Source organism: Mycobacterium sp. NGS18, assembly GCF_059813185.1.
This window is the reverse complement of record NZ_JCALEC010000001.1, coordinates 380,567-395,746: the sequence shown is the minus strand read 5'-3', so window position 1 is coordinate 395,746 and position 15,180 is coordinate 380,567. Positions and strand designations below refer to the sequence as shown.

14 protein-coding genes and 2 tRNA genes are annotated in these 15,180 nt (G+C 68.1%); 7 read left to right on the top strand and 9 right to left on the bottom strand.

Translation table 11 applies throughout. The features are described 5' to 3' along the window. Nucleotides 1-83: 83 nt before the first annotated feature. Both AC5Y31_RS01930 and AC5Y31_RS01925 read right to left on the bottom strand, forming a co-directional pair. Nucleotides 84-1,187, bottom strand: a complete 1,104-nt coding sequence (locus AC5Y31_RS01930) for a D-alanine--D-alanine ligase family protein (protein WP_499977613.1) — start codon at nucleotides 1,185-1,187, stop codon at nucleotides 84-86. A 27-nt stretch (nucleotides 1,188-1,214) separates the two neighbouring features. Then, on the bottom strand, nucleotides 1,215-2,249 hold the full coding sequence (locus tag AC5Y31_RS01925) for an NAD(P)H-dependent glycerol-3-phosphate dehydrogenase (RefSeq protein ID WP_301634786.1): 1,035 nt from the start codon (nucleotides 2,247-2,249) through the stop codon (nucleotides 1,215-1,217). 75 nt (nucleotides 2,250-2,324) lie between these two features. On the opposite strand from AC5Y31_RS01925, the gene cofC reads away from it, so the two are divergent. Genes cofC through mutT1 form a run of 3 tightly spaced genes read left to right on the top strand, consistent with a single transcriptional unit; the run spans nucleotide 2,325 to nucleotide 6,179 of the window. Then, nucleotides 2,325-3,002, top strand: a complete 678-nt coding sequence (gene cofC / locus AC5Y31_RS01920) for a 2-phospho-L-lactate guanylyltransferase (RefSeq protein ID WP_499977611.1) — start codon at nucleotides 2,325-2,327, stop codon at nucleotides 3,000-3,002. Further along, on the top strand, nucleotides 2,999-5,203 hold the full coding sequence (locus AC5Y31_RS01915; RefSeq protein ID WP_065026157.1) for an RNA degradosome polyphosphate kinase: 2,205 nt from the start codon (nucleotides 2,999-3,001) through the stop codon (nucleotides 5,201-5,203). Before cofC ends, AC5Y31_RS01915 begins: the two co-directional genes overlap by 4 nt. Nucleotides 5,204-5,246: 43 nt before the next feature. Further along, nucleotides 5,247-6,179 (top strand): 8-oxo-(d)GTP phosphatase MutT1, encoded by a 933-nt coding sequence (mutT1, locus tag AC5Y31_RS01910; RefSeq protein WP_499977609.1) that lies wholly within the window; start codon nucleotides 5,247-5,249, stop codon nucleotides 6,177-6,179. A 47-nt stretch (nucleotides 6,180-6,226) separates the two neighbouring features. On the opposite strand, the gene AC5Y31_RS01905 is transcribed toward mutT1, so the two are convergent. The 3 genes from AC5Y31_RS01905 to leuC form a co-directional block, all read right to left on the bottom strand. Continuing rightward, nucleotides 6,227-6,913 carry an HU family DNA-binding protein gene (locus AC5Y31_RS01905; protein ID WP_065026156.1) on the bottom strand — a complete coding sequence of 229 codons (687 nt, stop codon included), beginning with the start codon at nucleotides 6,911-6,913 and terminating at the stop codon, nucleotides 6,227-6,229. A gap of 198 nt (nucleotides 6,914-7,111) precedes the next feature. Beyond that, nucleotides 7,112-7,708, bottom strand: coding sequence for a 3-isopropylmalate dehydratase small subunit (leuD, locus tag AC5Y31_RS01900; protein WP_499977607.1), 597 nt, complete (start codon nucleotides 7,706-7,708; stop codon nucleotides 7,112-7,114). 28 nt (nucleotides 7,709-7,736) lie between these two features. Beyond that, nucleotides 7,737-9,164 carry a 3-isopropylmalate dehydratase large subunit gene (leuC, locus tag AC5Y31_RS01895; RefSeq protein WP_499977606.1) on the bottom strand — a complete coding sequence of 476 codons (1,428 nt, stop codon included), beginning with the start codon at nucleotides 9,162-9,164 and terminating at the stop codon, nucleotides 7,737-7,739. Nucleotides 9,165-9,194: 30 nt separating this feature from the next. Between leuC and AC5Y31_RS01890 the strand changes: the two genes are divergently transcribed. Together AC5Y31_RS01890 and AC5Y31_RS01885 are read left to right on the top strand one after the other, a co-directional pair. Continuing rightward, a complete protein-coding gene (locus AC5Y31_RS01890; RefSeq protein ID WP_301634781.1) occupies nucleotides 9,195-9,896 on the top strand; it encodes an IclR family transcriptional regulator in 702 nt (233 codons plus the stop codon). Between the two features lie 97 nt (nucleotides 9,897-9,993). Next, complete coding sequence (locus AC5Y31_RS01885) at nucleotides 9,994-10,494, top strand: pyridoxamine 5'-phosphate oxidase family protein (protein WP_499977605.1); 501 nt, start codon at nucleotides 9,994-9,996, stop codon at nucleotides 10,492-10,494. Between the two features lie 58 nt (nucleotides 10,495-10,552). On the opposite strand, the gene AC5Y31_RS01880 is transcribed toward AC5Y31_RS01885, so the two are convergent. The 4 genes from AC5Y31_RS01880 to AC5Y31_RS01865 form a co-directional block, all read right to left on the bottom strand. Continuing rightward, nucleotides 10,553-10,625: transfer RNA gene (locus tag AC5Y31_RS01880), tRNA-Glu, on the bottom strand. Between the two features lie 74 nt (nucleotides 10,626-10,699). Further along, nucleotides 10,700-10,771, bottom strand: a tRNA-Gln gene (locus AC5Y31_RS01875). Between the two features lie 118 nt (nucleotides 10,772-10,889). Beyond that, nucleotides 10,890-12,353, bottom strand: coding sequence for a glutamate--tRNA ligase (gene gltX, locus AC5Y31_RS01870; RefSeq protein WP_301634779.1), 1,464 nt, complete (start codon nucleotides 12,351-12,353; stop codon nucleotides 10,890-10,892). Continuing rightward, nucleotides 12,350-13,147 (bottom strand): fumarylacetoacetate hydrolase family protein, encoded by a 798-nt coding sequence (locus AC5Y31_RS01865; protein WP_499977603.1) that lies wholly within the window; start codon nucleotides 13,145-13,147, stop codon nucleotides 12,350-12,352. Before AC5Y31_RS01865 ends, gltX begins: the two co-directional genes overlap by 4 nt. Before the next feature lie 42 nt (nucleotides 13,148-13,189). On the opposite strand from AC5Y31_RS01865, the gene AC5Y31_RS01860 reads away from it, so the two are divergent. Next, nucleotides 13,190-14,464, top strand: coding sequence for an MFS transporter (locus AC5Y31_RS01860; protein ID WP_301634777.1), 1,275 nt, complete (start codon nucleotides 13,190-13,192; stop codon nucleotides 14,462-14,464). Nucleotides 14,465-14,489: 25 nt separating this feature from the next. Beyond that, nucleotides 14,490-14,999 carry a diaminobutyrate acetyltransferase gene (gene ectA / locus AC5Y31_RS01855; protein ID WP_065025364.1) on the top strand — a complete coding sequence of 170 codons (510 nt, stop codon included), beginning with the start codon at nucleotides 14,490-14,492 and terminating at the stop codon, nucleotides 14,997-14,999. Nucleotides 15,000-15,180 lie beyond the last annotated feature (181 nt).

The following is a 15,180-nucleotide window of genomic DNA, read 5'->3' as shown; positions in this document are numbered from 1 at the left end:
CACGACGAGCGTGTACTCACGGCGAATATTCGCCTGATTTTTCGCACTGAATGCACGCTCGACGCTCCGGGAGCGCAGTCGCGCTAGCGCAGTCCCACCCCGCGGGCCAGTGCGGTGTCGACCATCGTCGCCAGCAACGTCGGGTAGTCCACCCCGCTGGCCGCCCACATCCGCGGGTACATCGAGATGGTGGTGAATCCGGGCATGGTGTTGATCTCGTTGATCACCGGGCCGGTGTCGGTGTGGAAGAAGTCCACCCGGGCCAGGCCCTGGCAGTCCAGCGCGACGAAAGCGCGAATCGCCAACTGGCGCACCGCCTCTGCAACGTCGTCGTCGATCTTGGCGGGCACATCGAGTTCGGCGGCGTCATCGAGGTACTTGGTGGCGAAGTCGTAGAAGGAGTCGTCGCGGTTGCGGACGCCGGCGACCCGGATCTCCCCGACCGTGCTGGCGGCCACCGTGCCGTCGGGGAATTCGAGCACCCCGCATTCGAGCTCCCGGCCGACGATCGCGGCCTCGACGATGACCTTCGGGTCATGCCGGCGCGCCTGGGCGATGGCGGCCGGAAGCTCGTCGTACGACGTCACCCGGCTGACCCCGATCGACGAGCCGCCGCGCGCGGGTTTGACGAACACCGGCAGTCCCAACCGCTCCCGGTCGTCGATCGACAATGTCGCCTGCCGGCCGCGTAACACCGCGTACGGGCCGATCGGCAGGCCCTCGGCCGCCAGCAGCTTCTTGGTGAACTCTTTGTCCATCCCGGCGGCGCTGGCCAGCACCCCGGCCCCGACGTAGGGCACCCCGGCCAGCTCGAGCAGCCCCTGCACGGTGCCGTCCTCGCCGTAGGGTCCGTGCAGCACCGGGAACACCACGTCGACCGACTGCAGCACCTGTCCGGCACCCACAGCCAGCAACTGGCCGGCTCGCTGCGGGTCGGCGGGCAGCGTCAGTTCGGCACCGGAGGCCATGGTCACCGCGGGCAGCTGCCGGCCGTTGATCACCAGCGCGTCCGGGTCACCGTCGGTGAGCACCCAGGAGCCCTCCGGCGTGATCCCCACGGCGACCACCTCGAAACGCTGCGGATCCAGGTTGCGCAGGATGCTGCCCGCTGACACGCAGGAAATCGCGTGCTCGCTGCTGCGGCCGCCGAACACGACGGCCACCCGGGTGCGCTCGTGGGAATTCACACGCCAGAGGGTACGGCAACGCCGGGCTCACTCCGGTTTGGTGCGCCGTCCCAGTAGCAGTGCCACCGCCTCGTTGACCGAGGAGCCTTCGTGGCACACCCGGTGCACGGCGTCGGTCAGCGGCATCTCCACGTCATAGCTCGACGCCAGCGCCAGCACCGACTGACACGACGTCACGCCTTCGACGACGTGACCGTCGGTGGTGCCCGACAGCCCCTTCGATCCCGGTATCGGCGGCATCGCCTCGCCCCGGCCTAGCCGCTCGCCGAACGACCGGTTGCGCGATTGCGGTGAGGTGCAGGTGGCCACCAGATCGCCCACCCCGGCCAGGCCGGCCAGGGTGGCCCCCTTGGCGCCGAGCGCTACACCCAGGCGGATGATCTCGGCCAGGCCGCGGGTGATGATCGCCGCCGCGGTGTTCTCCCCCAGGCCCACCCCGGCCGCCATCCCGCAGGCCAGGGCGATGACGTTCTTGCAGGCGCCGCCGATCTCGGTGCCGATCACATCGGCGTTGGTGTACGGGCGGAAGTAGCCGGTGTTGAGCATTCGCTGCAGCGCCACCGCGCGACCGGAGTCGGTGCAGGCCACCACCGTTGCGGCGGGCTGTTCGGCGGCGATCTCGGCGGCCAGGTTGGGGCCGGAGACCACGGCGACCTGACCGGGATCGAACCCGGTCACCGACGCGATTACCTGGCTCATCCGCATCAGGGTGCCCAGTTCGATGCCCTTGGCGACACTGACCAGGGTGGCGCCGTCGGCCAGGTGCGGCGTCCATGTCTCGAGGTTGGACCGCATGGTCTGCGCCGGTACGGCGAGCACCACCGTGGTCAAGCCGTTCAGCGCCTCGGCCGGGTCGGTCGTGGCCCGCACCCCGTCCGGCACCGTGAAGCCGGGCAGATAGCCGGGGTTGCGGCGGGTCTCGTTGATCTGCGCGGCGATGTCGGATCGGCGCGCCCACAGCCTGACCTCGCTACCGGCGTCGGCGAGCACCTTGGCCAATGCCGTGCCCCAGGCTCCGGCTCCCATCACCGCGACAGTGTTTTCCGCGCTCTCGGTGCCCACCGCACATCACCTCCCTTAGGCGGATCACCCTAACCTGGCACCGACGCTGCGGCGGACGAACCCGACGCTGGCAGGATGTCGGTTGTGAACGCGGTGGCCGAGGAAGCGGGTATCGGCCTGATCATCGCCGTCAAGCGGCTCAGCGTGGCCAAGACCAGGCTGGCGCCGGCTTTTCCGGCGCCACAGCGCGAGGCCGTGGTGCTGGCCATGCTGGTCGACACCATCGTCGCCGCGTCGGCCGCCCGGGGACTGGAGCACATCACCGTGGTCACCCCCGACGAAGCCGCCGCCGCGGCCGCGGCCGACCTGGGCGCCGAGGTGCTGGCGGATCCGACTCCGGACGGCCACGGCGACCCGCTGAACAACGCACTCGCCGCCGCCGAACGCGCGGTGGCCGGATCGGTGCCGAATATCGTGGTCCTACAAGGGGATTTACCGGCCCTGCAGTCCTACGAGCTCGAGGAGGCGATCGCCGCCGCCCGCGCCCACCCGCGCAGCTTCGTGGCCGACCGGCACGGAATGGGCACCGCCGCGCTGTTCGCGTTCGGCAGCGCCCTGGACCCACGGTTCGGGCGGGACTCGTCGACGCGGCACCGACAGTCCGGCGCTCTGGAGCTGACCGGAGCCTGGCCGGGCCTGCGCTGCGACATCGACACGCCCGAGGATCTGGCGGTGGCGCGGCGTCTCGGGGTCGGCCCGTCGACCGCCCGTGCCCTCGCGCAATCCACGATCGGTGGCAGCAGCAGCCGTTGATGAGTAATGATTTCGGAGTGGATGAAATCGAGGTCGGCCAACTGACCGAGGCGCGCGGCGACGAGACCGACTGGCGCCCCAATGAGGCCACCCCGACCGCGCCGCCGGCGGCCACCGCGGCCCTGCCGAGCCAAAGCGGCGATGAACTGCCCGCGGACCGCTACCTGAACCGGGAGCTGAGCTGGCTGGACTTCAACGCGCGGGTGCTGGCGCTGGCGGCCGACACCTCGCTGCCGCTGTTGGAGCGGGCCAAGTTCCTGGCGATCTTCGCCTCCAATCTCGATGAGTTCTACATGGTCCGGGTCGCCGGGCTCAAACGCCGCGACGAGATGGGCCTGTCGGTGCGCTCGGCCGACGGCCTGACACCGCGCGAGCAACTACGCCGGATCGGTGAGCAGACCCAGCAGATCGCCACCCGCCACGCGCGGGTGTTCCTCGAATCGGTGCGGCCGGCCCTCGCCGACGAGGGCATCCACATCGTTACCTGGGCCGACCTGCTCCCGGCCGAACGCGACCAGCTGTCGGTGTACTTCCAGGATCAGGTGTTCCCGGTCCTGACGCCGTTGGCAGTCGACCCGGCACACCCGTTCCCGTTCGTCAGCGGGCTCAGCCTGAACCTGGCGGTGACGGTCAAGCGCCCCGAGGACGGCGGTAATCACTTCGCGCGGGTCAAGGTCCCCGACAACGTCGACCGGTTCGTCGAACTCGATGCCGGTGGTGAGGGACGCGGTGAGATCCGTTTCCTGCCGATGGAGGAGTTGATCGCGGCTTTCCTGCCGGTGCTGTTCCCCGGCATGGAGATCGTCGAGCATCACGCCTTCCGCATCACCCGCAACGCCGATTTCGAGGTCGAGGAGGACCGCGACGAGGACCTGCTGCAGGCCCTGGAACGGGAATTGGCGCGCCGCCGGTTCGGGTCGCCGGTGCGCCTGGAGGTCGCCGACGACATGACCGAGAGCATGTTGGAGCTGCTGCTGCGAGAGCTCGACGTACACCCCGGCGACGTCATCGAGGTGCCCGGGCTGCTGGACCTGTCGGCGTTGTGGCAGGTGTACCGCCAGGACCGTCCGGACCTCAAGGACCGCACCTTCGTGCCGGCCACTCACCCGGCGTTCGCCGAACGAGAAACCCCCAAAAGCATTTTCGCCACCTTGCGAGAAGGCGACGTGCTGGTGCACCACCCCTACGACTCGTTCGCCACCAGCGTGCAGCGATTCCTCGAGCAGGCCGCCGCCGACCCCGGAGTACTGGCGATCAAGCAGACGCTGTACCGCACCTCGGGCGACTCGCCGATCGTCACCGCGTTGATCGACGCCGCCGAGGCCGGAAAACAGGTGGTGGCTCTGGTCGAGATCAAGGCCCGGTTCGACGAGCAGGCCAACATCAAGTGGGCTCGCAAGCTGGAACAGGCCGGCGTGCACGTGGTCTATGGACTGATCGGCCTCAAGACGCACTGCAAGGTCGCGTTGGTGGTACGCCGTGAGGGCTCGGCGATCCGCCGGTACTGCCATATCGGCACCGGCAACTACAACAGCAAGACCGCGCGCCTCTACGAGGACGTCGGGCTGCTGACCGCCGACCCCGACATCGGCGCCGACCTCACCGACCTGTTCAACTCGCTGACCGGCTATTCGCGGAAGATGGAGTACCGCAACCTCTTGGTGGCCCCGCACGGCGTGCGGTCCGGGATCATCGAACGTATCGAACGCGAGATCGCCGCCCATCGCACCGGCGGCGGACAGGGCCGGATCCGGCTGAAACTCAACTCCCTGGTCGACGAGCAGGTCATCGATGCGCTCTACGGCGCCTCGCGCGCCGGTGTGCAGGTCGAATTGGTGGTGCGCGGGATCTGCGCACTGCGGCCGGGAGTCGAAGGCTTCTCCGAAAACATCGTCGTTCGGTCGATCCTCGGCCGTTTCCTGGAGCACTCCCGGATCATCGAATGCCGCGCCATCGACGAATTCTGGATCGGCAGCGCCGACATGATGCACCGCAACCTGGACCGGCGGGTCGAGGTGATGGTGCGGGTGAAGGATCCGCGCCTGACCGCTCAACTGGGCGACGTGTTCGACTCCGCGATGGACCCGGCCACCCGCTGCTGGGAACTCGGGGCGGACGGCCAGTGGACCGCGGAACCGCAGGGCGGCGCGACCGTGCGAGACCACCAGGTGTCGTTGATGGAACGACACCGCAACCCCTGACCCACCCCGTCCACGAGGCCCGAATTGACCTGCAGGAGTGAAGGTGCCCACAACGACCTCGTCGAACGGCTCCCCGCCGGCGGGTAAGACCATCCACGCCGCCGGTGCGGTGCTGTGGCGGATGCGGCGAAAGTCCGTCGAGGTGGCGCTCATCCACCGCCCCCGCTACGACGACTGGTCACTGCCCAAAGGCAAAGTCGATCCCGGAGAGACCGAACCGGTGACGGCGGTACGGGAGGTCCTCGAGGAGACCGGCCAGCATGCCCAGCTGGGTTGCCGGCTGGGCTCGGTCAGCTATCCGGTGGCCCAGGGCGTCAAGAAGGTGCGTTTTTGGAGCGCACGAGCGTTGGGCGGTGACTTCGTGCCCAACCGCGAGGTCGACGATCTGGTCTGGTTACCGGTCAGCGCCGCGATGAAAGAACTGCACTACGCCTACGACCGGAAGATATTGCGGCGGTTCGCCAAGGCTCCCGCCGACACCCAGACGGTGTTGATCGTGCGGCACGGCACCGCCGGGCGCCGTTCCCGGTTCTCCGGCGACGACACGCTGCGCCCGCTGGACAAGAAAGGCCGCGCACAGGCCGAGGCGCTCACCGACCAGCTGTTGGCCTTCGGCGCCACCGACGTCTACGCCGCCGATCGGGTGCGCTGTCATCAGACCGTCGAGCCGCTGGCCGCCGAACTCGGCGTGACCGTGCATAACGAGCCGACGCTGACCGAAGAGGCCTACACGCATAGGCCGAAGAAGGCCCACCGCAGGGTGCTGGAGATCGCCAGGCTGGGCGGCACGCCGGTTATCTGCACGCAGGGCAAGGTGATTCCGGACCTGATCGCGTGGTGGTGTGCCCGCGACGGCGTCACCCCGGACAAGTCCCGCAACCGCAAAGGCAGCACATGGGTGCTGTCACTGTCGGGGGGCCGGTTGATCGCCGCAGACCACATGGGGAGTCCGTTGGCGACGCACGCCCTGGTGTGAACGACCGGGCGCCGCGGGGATTCCCCGCGGCGCCCGGCTATTCGTGGTTACTTACGGCCTTTTCGGGCCGTGGCCTTGGTGGCCTTCTTGGCCGGAGCCTTCTTGGCCGCCGTCTTCTTGGCGGCGGCCTTCTTGGCCGGAGCCTTGGTTGCGGCCTTGCGGGCCGGAGCCTTGGCCGCAGTCTTCTTGGCGGTCACCTTCTTCGCCGGAGCCTTGGCCGCAGTCTTCTTGGCCGTGGTCTTCTTGGCCGCGGCCTTGGTTGCGGCCTTCTTCGCCGGAGCCTTCTTGGCGGCCGTCTTCTTGGCAGCGGCCTTCTTGGCCGGAGCCTTGGCGGCAGTCTTCTTGGCGGCGGCCTTGGTGGCCTTCTTGGCCGGCGACTTCTTCGCCGCCTTCTTCGCGGCCGTGGTACCGGCACCGGCGCCACGCTTGACCGCGAGACCCTCGGACGGGACGCGCTGCGCGCCAGACACAATCGCCTTGAACTGCGCGCCCGGCCGGAACGCAGGGACAGATGTCGGCTTCACCTTGACCGTTTCACCGGTACGGGGATTGCGGGCCACGCGCGCGGCGCGACGGCGGCGCTCGAACACGCCGAACCCGGTGATGGTGACGCTCTCACCCTTGTGGACGGCACGCACAATGGCATTGACGAAATGCTCCACGGCTTCTGTAGCCGACCGACGGTCGGTGTCCAATTCCTTTGTGAGCACCTCGATGAGCTCTGCTTTGTTCATCCAATCCCTCCGAAACCAGTGGCCCTACTTGAGCCGACTAGAGCACACGGTAAACCCTGATACCACTGATATCCAAGAGCCACGCGCAATTTCAGATGAGATTATCGGCCAATTCCGCAATCCGGTTCCCGCCCTTGGCCGCTGACGAGAGGCGTTCAATCAACCGGAAATGGGCTTCCGGAGACCGTCACGAGACCGTTACGAGGCCGGCAAGGTCCGCGGTTTCCAGTCCGGCCGGGCCGCCTCGAAAGAATCGATTTCGTCGAGTTTCCGCAGCGTAAGGCCTATATCATCGAGCCCTTCGGACAGTCGCCAGGCGGTGTAGTCGTCAATAGTGAACGCCACCACCGACGTTCCGGCGGTGATATTCCGATCTTGAAGATTGACAGTGATTTCCAGTCCCGGGCTTGCCTCGATGAGTTTCCAGAGCAGTTCGACGTCGTCCTGGGCCACCTGGGCCGCCAGCAACCCCGCCTTGCCGGCGTTGCCGCGGAAGATGTCGGCGAAACGCGCGGAGATCACCACCCGGAAGCCGTAGTCGAGCAGTGCCCACACCGCGTGTTCCCGCGATGAACCGGTGCCGAAGTCCGGCCCGGCAACCAGCACCGAACCTTGGTCGAACGGCTTGAGATTCAAGATGAACGACGGTTCGGTGCGCCAGGTGGCGAACAGGCCATCCTCGAATCCGGTCCGGGTGATGCGCTTCAAATAGACCGCGGGAATGATTTGGTCGGTGTCGACATTGGACCGCCGCAGCGGGACTCCGATTCCGGTATGGGTGTGAAAAGCTTCCATGACTAAACTCCTTTAAATACCGTGGCGGTCAGTTCAAGTCGGCCGGGGCCGACAGCGTCCCGCGGACCGCGGTGGCGGCGGCCACGACCGGAGACACCAGGTGGGTGCGCCCGCCTTTGCCCTGCCGGCCCTCGAAATTGCGGTTGGAGGTCGACGCGCAGCGCTGGCCCGGAGCGAGCTGATCCGGGTTCATTCCCAGGCACATCGAGCAGCCGGGCTGACGCCATTCGGCACCGGCGGCAGTGAAAACCTCGGCGAGCCCTTCGGCTTCGGCTTGGTTACGCACCCGCATCGATCCCGGCACGACGAGCATCCGCACGCCCTCGCTGACCTGCCGACCCCGCAGTACGTCGGCCACCGCGCGCAGATCCTCGATCCGTCCGTTGGTGCACGACCCGACGAACACCGTGTCAACCGCGATCTCACGCATCGGCGTCCCGGGGCGAAGGTCCATGTAGGCCAACGCCTTCTCCGCGGCCCGCCGCGCGCCCTCGTCGGTGATCGTCTCCGGATCGGGCACCGCCGCCCCCAGCGGCACCCCCTGGCCGGGGTTGGTGCCCCAGGTGACGAACGGGGTCAGCGCCGAGGCGTCCAAGAAGACCTCGGCGTCGAACACCGCACCGGGGTCGGTACGCAAACTGTCCCAGTAGGTCACCGCGGCGTCCCAGTCCGCGCCGGCCGGGGCATGCGGGCGGCCGCGCAGATACTCGTAGGTGGTCGCATCGGGAGCGACCATCCCGGCCCGGGCGCCGGCCTCAATGCTCATGTTGCAGATCGTCATCCGGGCTTCCATCGACAGCGCCTCGATGGCGCTGCCCCGGTATTCGATGACGTAGCCCTGGCCACCGCCGGTTCCGATCTGGGCGATCACCGCCAGGATGATGTCCTTGGCGGTGACCCCCGCCGGCAATCGCCCGCCTTCCCCTTCTACGGTGACCGCCATCGTCTTGAACGGCCGCAGCGGCAACGTCTGGGTGGCCAGCACGTGTTCGACCTCCGAGGTCCCGATGCCCATCGCCAGCGCACCGAACGCACCGTGGGTCGAGGTGTGGCTGTCACCGCAGACCACGGTGGTGCCCGGCTGGGTCAGACCCAGCTGCGGCCCGATGATGTGCACGATGCCCTGATCGATGTCGCCCATCGGGTGCAACCGGATACCGAACTCGGCGCAGTTGTGCCGCAGTGTCTCGACCTGGGTGCGCGACACCGGGTCGGCGATCGGCTTGTCGATATCGACCGTCGGAACGTTGTGGTCCTCGGTGGCGATGGTCAGATCCGGGCGCCGCACTGTGCGGCCGGCCAAGCGCAGACCCTCGAACGCCTGCGGACTGGTGACCTCATGAACGAGGTGCAGATCGATGTAGATCAGGTCGGGTTCGGTTCCGCCGCCGGAGACCACGACGTGGTCGGCCCAGACCTTTTCGGCCAGGGTGCGAGGCTGTTGCGTCATTACCATTCTCACATTCTGAGACGTTAGTATCTGTATATGGGACAGCATAGCGGCATCGGCGTTCTGGACAAAGCCCTGGTGGTGCTGCACACGGTCGCCGAATCGCCGTGTGGGCTCGCCGAACTGTGCGACCGCACCGGCCTGCCTCGCGCGACCGCGCACCGGCTGGCCGCCGGACTCGAGGCGCACCGGCTGCTCGGGCGCGACGATGACGGCCGCTGGCAGATCGGTCCCGCGGTCGCCGAACTGGCGGCCCGTGCCGACGATCCGCTGCGCGCAGCCGGCGCAGCGGTGCTGCCGCGCCTACGGGAGATCACCGGCGAGAGCGCGCAGCTGTACCGTCGCGAAGGCTCCGCGCGGGTCTGCGTGGCAGCGCTGGAACCCCCTGCGGGGCTGCGGGACACGGTTCCGGTCGGCGCCCGGCTGCCGATGACGGCCGGCTCGGGAGCCAAGGTCCTCCTGGCCTACGCCGAACCGGCGCTCCAGCAAGAAGTGCTGGCGGAGGCCAAGTTCACCAGCCGCACCCTCGCCGACGTGCGCCGGCGCGGCTGGGCGCAGAGCGTCGCCGAGCGCGAACCGGGTGTGGCCAGCGTCTCAGCGCCGGTGCGCGACCAGCGCGGCACGGTGGTGGCGGCCATCTCGGTGTCGGGTCCGATCGACCGGATGGGACGACGTCCCGGCGCGCGCTGGGCGGCTGCACTGCTCGCGGCCGCCGAGGCACTCACCGCCCGGTTATAACGCCGAGCGCAGACACCAAAGCACCCCTTCCGTGCCGAGATAGGGCGCTTTCGCGTCTGCTCGCCGGGTCACGTTGACCACCTGCCAGACTGCTGGGATGGGAACCAAGCAGCGCGGACAGATCGTCATGACCGACGCCGAGGTCGCCGACTTCGTCACCAGCCACCGCACCGGAACGCTGGCCACCATCGGCCCCGACGGCCAGCCGCACCTGACCGCGATGTGGTACGCGGTGCTCGACGGCGAGATCTGGCTCGAGACCAAGGCCAAGTCGCAGAAGGCGGTCAACCTGCGCCGTGATCCGCGCGTCAGCTTCCTGTTGGAGGCCGGCCAGACCTACGACACCCTGCGCGGGGTGTCGTTCGAAGGCGTCGCCGAGATCGTCGACGACCCGGAGACCTGCTTCCGGGTCGGGGTCAGCGTCTGGGAGCGCTACACCGGGCCCTACAGCGACGAGATGAAGCCGGGCGTCGAGGCGATGATGAACAACCGGGTGGCTGTGCGCATCGTCACACGGCGCGCCCGGTCCTGGGACCACCGCAAGCTGGGGCTCCCGGCGATGCCGCTGGCCGGTTCGACCGCGCCGACGAGCGCCTGAGCCCGCCCCGCAATCCACAAAGGCCCGCACCTTGGGGAAGGTGCGGGCCTTTGATTTGTACCCCCGATGGGATTCGAACCCACGCTACCGCCGTGAGAGGGCGGCGTCCTAGGCCGCTAGACGACGGGGGCTAGAACATTTCCGGGTTGTCAGCATAGCCCAACCCCAACGGCCCGCCTAATCGCTTGCGGCGGACCGGTTTTTGCTGGGGTACCAGGACTCGAACCTAGAATGGCTGAACCAGAATCAGCTGTGTTGCCAATTACACCATACCCCAAGGACCAACATTGGCCACGCCATAACCGCTGGTCACAGTGCCGGTCGGGCACTTCGAGCCAGCCGCTGTGGGCCGACGAGCAGACTACCAAACTTCTACGGCGAAGTACTCATCGCGCTCACCCGACGCCGTTACGGGCCGCCCGCAGCCGCGCCAGACTGCGCTCTGCGCCCAGCAGCTCCAGTGACTCGAACAGCGGCGGGCTGACCAACCCGCCGGTGACCGCGACCCGGACCGGGCCGAACGCCTTACGCGGTTTGAGCTCCAGAGCCTCCAGCAACGCGGCCTTCAGCGCAGCCTCGATAGCCTCGGTGGTCCAGTCCCCCACCCCCTCCAGCGCGGCGATGGCGGCGTCCAGGACGGGGCCGGCCTCAGGCCCCAACTCCTTGGCAACCGCGCGCGGGTCCAGCGCGTAGGCGTCGTCGTTGAAGAACTTCAGCAGTCCCCAGGCGTCGCCGAGCACCACGATGCGGGTCTGCACCAGCGCCGCTGCCGTCGCAAAGGCGGCGTCGTGCAACCCGGTGTCATGACCGTGGGTGTCGAAGTAGGCGCGCAGTCGGGTGGTGAAGTCTCCCGCGTCCAGCATCCGGATGTGCTCGGCATTGAGCGCATCGGCCTTCTTCTGATCAAACCGGGCCGGGTTGGAGTTGACGTCGGCCACATCGAAGGCGGCGACCATCTCGTCGAGACCGAACACGTCGCGGTCGTCGGCGATCGACCAGCCCAGCAGCGCCAGGTAGTTCAGCAGCCCTTCGGGAATGAAGCCGCGGTCGCGGTGCACGAACAGATTCGACTGCGGATCACGCTTGGACAGTTTTTTGGTTCCTTCGCCCAAAACCGTTGGCAGGTGCGCGAATTCCGGGATCAGCTCAGCCACGCCGATGCGCATCAAGGCCTGATACAGCGCGATCTGCCGGGGCGTGGACGGCAGCAGGTCCTCACCCCGCAGCACATGGGTGATCTTCATCATCGCGTCGTCGACCGGGTTGACCAGCGTGTACAGCGGATCCCCGTTGGCGCGGGTCAGCGCGAAATCGGGAACCGTGCCCGCCGGGAAGGTTGTCGGCCCGCGCACCAGGTCGTTCCAGCCCAGCTCGGTATCGGGCATCCGCAACCGCACGACGGGCTGGCGGCCCTCGGCCAGGTAGCCGGCACGCTGCTCGTCGGTGAGGTCCCGGTCGAAGTTGTCGTAGCCCAGCTTGGGATTGCGGCCGGCGGCCAGGTGACGGGCTTCGACCTCGTCCGGCGTCGAGAAGGCCTCGTAGGCCTCGCCGGCCGCCAGCAGCTGGGCCACCACGTCGCGGTGGATGTCGGCGCGTTGCGACTGCCGGTAGGGGCCGTAGGGACCGCCCACTTCGGGCCCCTCGTCCCAGTCCAGCTGCAACCAGCGCAGCGCGTCGAGCAACGCCAGATAACTTTCCTCGCTGTCGCGCTGCGCATCGGTGTCCTCCACCCGGAAGACCAAGGTGCCGCCGGTGTGCCGGGCGTAGGCCCAGTTGAACAGTGCGGTGCGGATCAGGCCGACGTGCGGTGTGCCGGTCGGAGATGGGCAGAACCGAACGCGAACAGCGGGTGCGGTCACGACTTTCCTTTGCGGATAACCGGATTGGTGAGGGTTCCGATGCCTTCGACGGAGACGGACACGGTGTCGCCGTGTTCGATGGGGCCGACGCCGTCGGGGGTGCCGGTGAGGATGAGGTCGCCGGGCAGCAGGGTCATCACCGCCGAGATCCACTCCACGATGGCGCCGATGTCGTGCATCATCAGCGAGGTCCGGCTGTCCTGCTTGACCTGCCCGTTGACCTCGGTGCGGATCGTCAGGTCGGTCGGGTCGAGGTCGGTGACGATCCACGGCCCGACCGGGCAGAAGGTGTCGTGCCCCTTGGCCCGAGTCCACTGGCCGTCGGATTTCTGCTGGTCCCGCGCCGACACGTCATTGCCGATGGTGTAGCCCAGGATGTTGTCGCGGGCCCGGGCCGCCGGAACGTCCTTGCACGGCCGCGAGATCACCACGGCCAGCTCGCCCTCGTAGTGGACCGGGGACGCATTGGCGGGCAGTTGAATCGGCACGTTCGGCCCGACGATCGCGGTGTTGGGCTTGAGGAACATGGTCGGGTTGGCCGGTGCGGCGCCACCCATCTCGGCGATGTGGGCCGCATAGTTCTTGCCGATGCAGACCACCTTGCTGGCCAAGATCGGAGCCAGCAGGCGCACATCGGCCAGCGGCCAGGACCGGCCGGTGAACTCCGGTGTGCCGAACGGGTGCTCGGCGATTTCGCGAGTGGTCATCGCGGTCATGTCATCGGGCCGGTCCGGGTCTCCTTCAATACTGACGAAGGCAACCCCGTCCGGGCTGGCAATTCGGCCTAGGCGCATTCGAGCAAGCCTAGTGTTCGTGGCCAGCAGACACCGAGTGGCATGTGGAACCATGACCAGGTGTCCACGGAGTCGATCAGCACTGCTGCACGCTGGTCGGTGATGATCGTGGCGTTGGTGGCGACGCTGTGCTCGTTCGTGTTCATCAACGGCATCGCCTTCGTCATCCCGATGCTGGAGACCAAGCGGGACACCAATCTGGCGGTGGCGGGTCTGCTGGCCTCGATGCCGAGCTTCGGCATGGTGCTGACGCTGTTCGCCTGGGGCGCCCTGCTGGACCGCATCGGCGAGCGGATCGTGTTGTCCGTCGGCTCCGCGCTGACCGCGCTGGCCGCCTTCGGGGCCGCGTCGATGCACTCACTGGTCGGGGTCGGCGCGTTTCTGTTTCTGGGCGGCATGGCCGCCGCCAGCGCCAACAGCGCCAGTGGCCGGCTGGTGACCGGTTGGTTCCCGCCGCACCAGCGCGGGCTGGTGATGGGGATCCGCCAGACGGCGCAGCCGCTGGGAATCGCCTTGGGAGCCGAGGTGATTCCGGAACTTGCCGAGCACGGTCTGGCGCGGGCGCTGATGTTCCCCGCGACGCTGTGCGCGGTGGCGGCGGTGGCGTGTGCCATCGGGGTGGTCGATCCGCCCCGTAGATCGCGGTCGGCGGCGACGGGCGCGGAGTTGTCCAACCCCTACCGCGGCTCGAAGGTGCTGTGGCGCATCCATGTGTCCTCCGCGCTGCTGATGGTTCCGCAGTGTGTGCTGGCCACCTTCATGCTGGTGTGGCTGATCGTCGACACGGACTGGTCGATCGCCGCCGCCGGCAGCCTGGTGACGGTGTCGCAGTTGCTCGGCGCCGCCGGGCGGGTGCTGGCCGGCCGATGGTCCGACCGGGTGCGCTCGCGGCTGCGACCGATCCGCAGCCTGGCCGTCGCCGGTGCGGTGGCGATGGTGGTGCTCGGGGTGACCGATCATCTGCACTCCCACCTGGCCGAAGCCGCGATGGTCGTCGCGGCGGTGATCAGCGTGCTGGACAACGGGCTGTCGTCGACGGCGGTCGCCGAGATGGCCGGGCCGTACTGGAGCGGACGCGCACTGGGCACGCAGAACACCACCCAGCGCCTCACCGCCGGAATCGCGCCCCCGGTGTTCGGTGCATTGATCGGCGCGGTCGGCTACCCCTTGGCCTTCGCGCTGTGCGGGCTGTTCCCGCTGGTTGCGTGGCGGCTGGTGCCGGTCCGCGCCGAGCCCGAGGGCCGCTCGGTGCTCGAGGCGCTGCGAACTCTGCGGGTGCCGCCCGGCCCGCCGCCTGACCCGTCGGCGAATCCGTGATCGCCTCCCCCGTACCGTCGATCAGATGACGGACCCGGCTGACATTCATCTTCGGACACCGACTGTGGCGGACGGCCCGGCCCTGTGGCAGATGGCCGTCGACAGCGCGACCCTCGACGTCAACGCGCCCTACGCCTACCTGCTGTGGTGCCGCGACTTCGCCTCCAGCTCGGTGATCGCCGAGGTTGGCGGCGAGCCGGCCGGCTTCGTCACCGGCTACCGCCGCCCGCAGCAGCCCGCAACGCTGATGGTCTGGCAGGTGGCGGTGAACGACGCGCACCGCGGCATAGGCCTGGCCGGCCGGATGCTCGATCATCTGGCGGCCGACCTGGTGGCCGACGGCGGCACGCACCTTGAGACGTCAATCACACCGGACAACGAGGCCAGCCGCCGCCTTTTCGGCGCTTTCGCGCGCCGCTGGGAGGCCGCCCTCGAGTGCTCCGAGCTGTTCGGGGCGGGTTTGTTCCCCGAGTCCCACTTGGCCGAGGAGCTGTTTCGCATCGGCCCGTTGCGGGTAGACACGCCACGTCGGTAACAGCATGACAAGGTTGAGATAACAATTTGGTCTCGGTAAGGTCGCGACCGCGCAAAGTGAGCCCCGGCAAAGCTAGCCGGGGGCATCCGAGCGGGGTGGTAGGTCGAGCCGAGATCACCCGCGGCACGAGTTTTAACTCGACCTGTCGTTCCGTTCCGTTGTATGTGACCGACGGACGGAG

What these genes read in the sequence shown, in the direction of transcription:
- cofC (WP_499977611.1), top strand. Translation starts at nt 2,325, where the DNA reads ATGTCGGTTGTGAACGCGGTGGCCGAGGAAGCGGGTATCGGCCTGATC.
- AC5Y31_RS01905 (WP_065026156.1), bottom strand. Translation starts at nt 6,913, where the DNA reads ATGAACAAAGCAGAGCTCATCGAGGTGCTCACAAAGGAATTGGACACC.
- leuD (WP_499977607.1), bottom strand. Translation starts at nt 7,708, where the DNA reads ATGGAAGCTTTTCACACCCATACCGGAATCGGAGTCCCGCTGCGGCGG.
- leuC (WP_499977606.1), bottom strand. Translation starts at nt 9,164, where the DNA reads ATGGTAATGACGCAACAGCCTCGCACCCTGGCCGAAAAGGTCTGGGCC.
- AC5Y31_RS01890 (WP_301634781.1), top strand. Translation starts at nt 9,195, where the DNA reads ATGGGACAGCATAGCGGCATCGGCGTTCTGGACAAAGCCCTGGTGGTG.
- AC5Y31_RS01885 (WP_499977605.1), top strand. Translation starts at nt 9,994, where the DNA reads ATGGGAACCAAGCAGCGCGGACAGATCGTCATGACCGACGCCGAGGTC.
- AC5Y31_RS01865 (WP_499977603.1), bottom strand. Translation starts at nt 13,147, where the DNA reads ATGCGCCTAGGCCGAATTGCCAGCCCGGACGGGGTTGCCTTCGTCAGT.
- AC5Y31_RS01860 (WP_301634777.1), top strand. Translation starts at nt 13,190, where the DNA reads ATGTGGAACCATGACCAGGTGTCCACGGAGTCGATCAGCACTGCTGCA.
- ectA (WP_065025364.1), top strand. Translation starts at nt 14,490, where the DNA reads ATGACGGACCCGGCTGACATTCATCTTCGGACACCGACTGTGGCGGAC.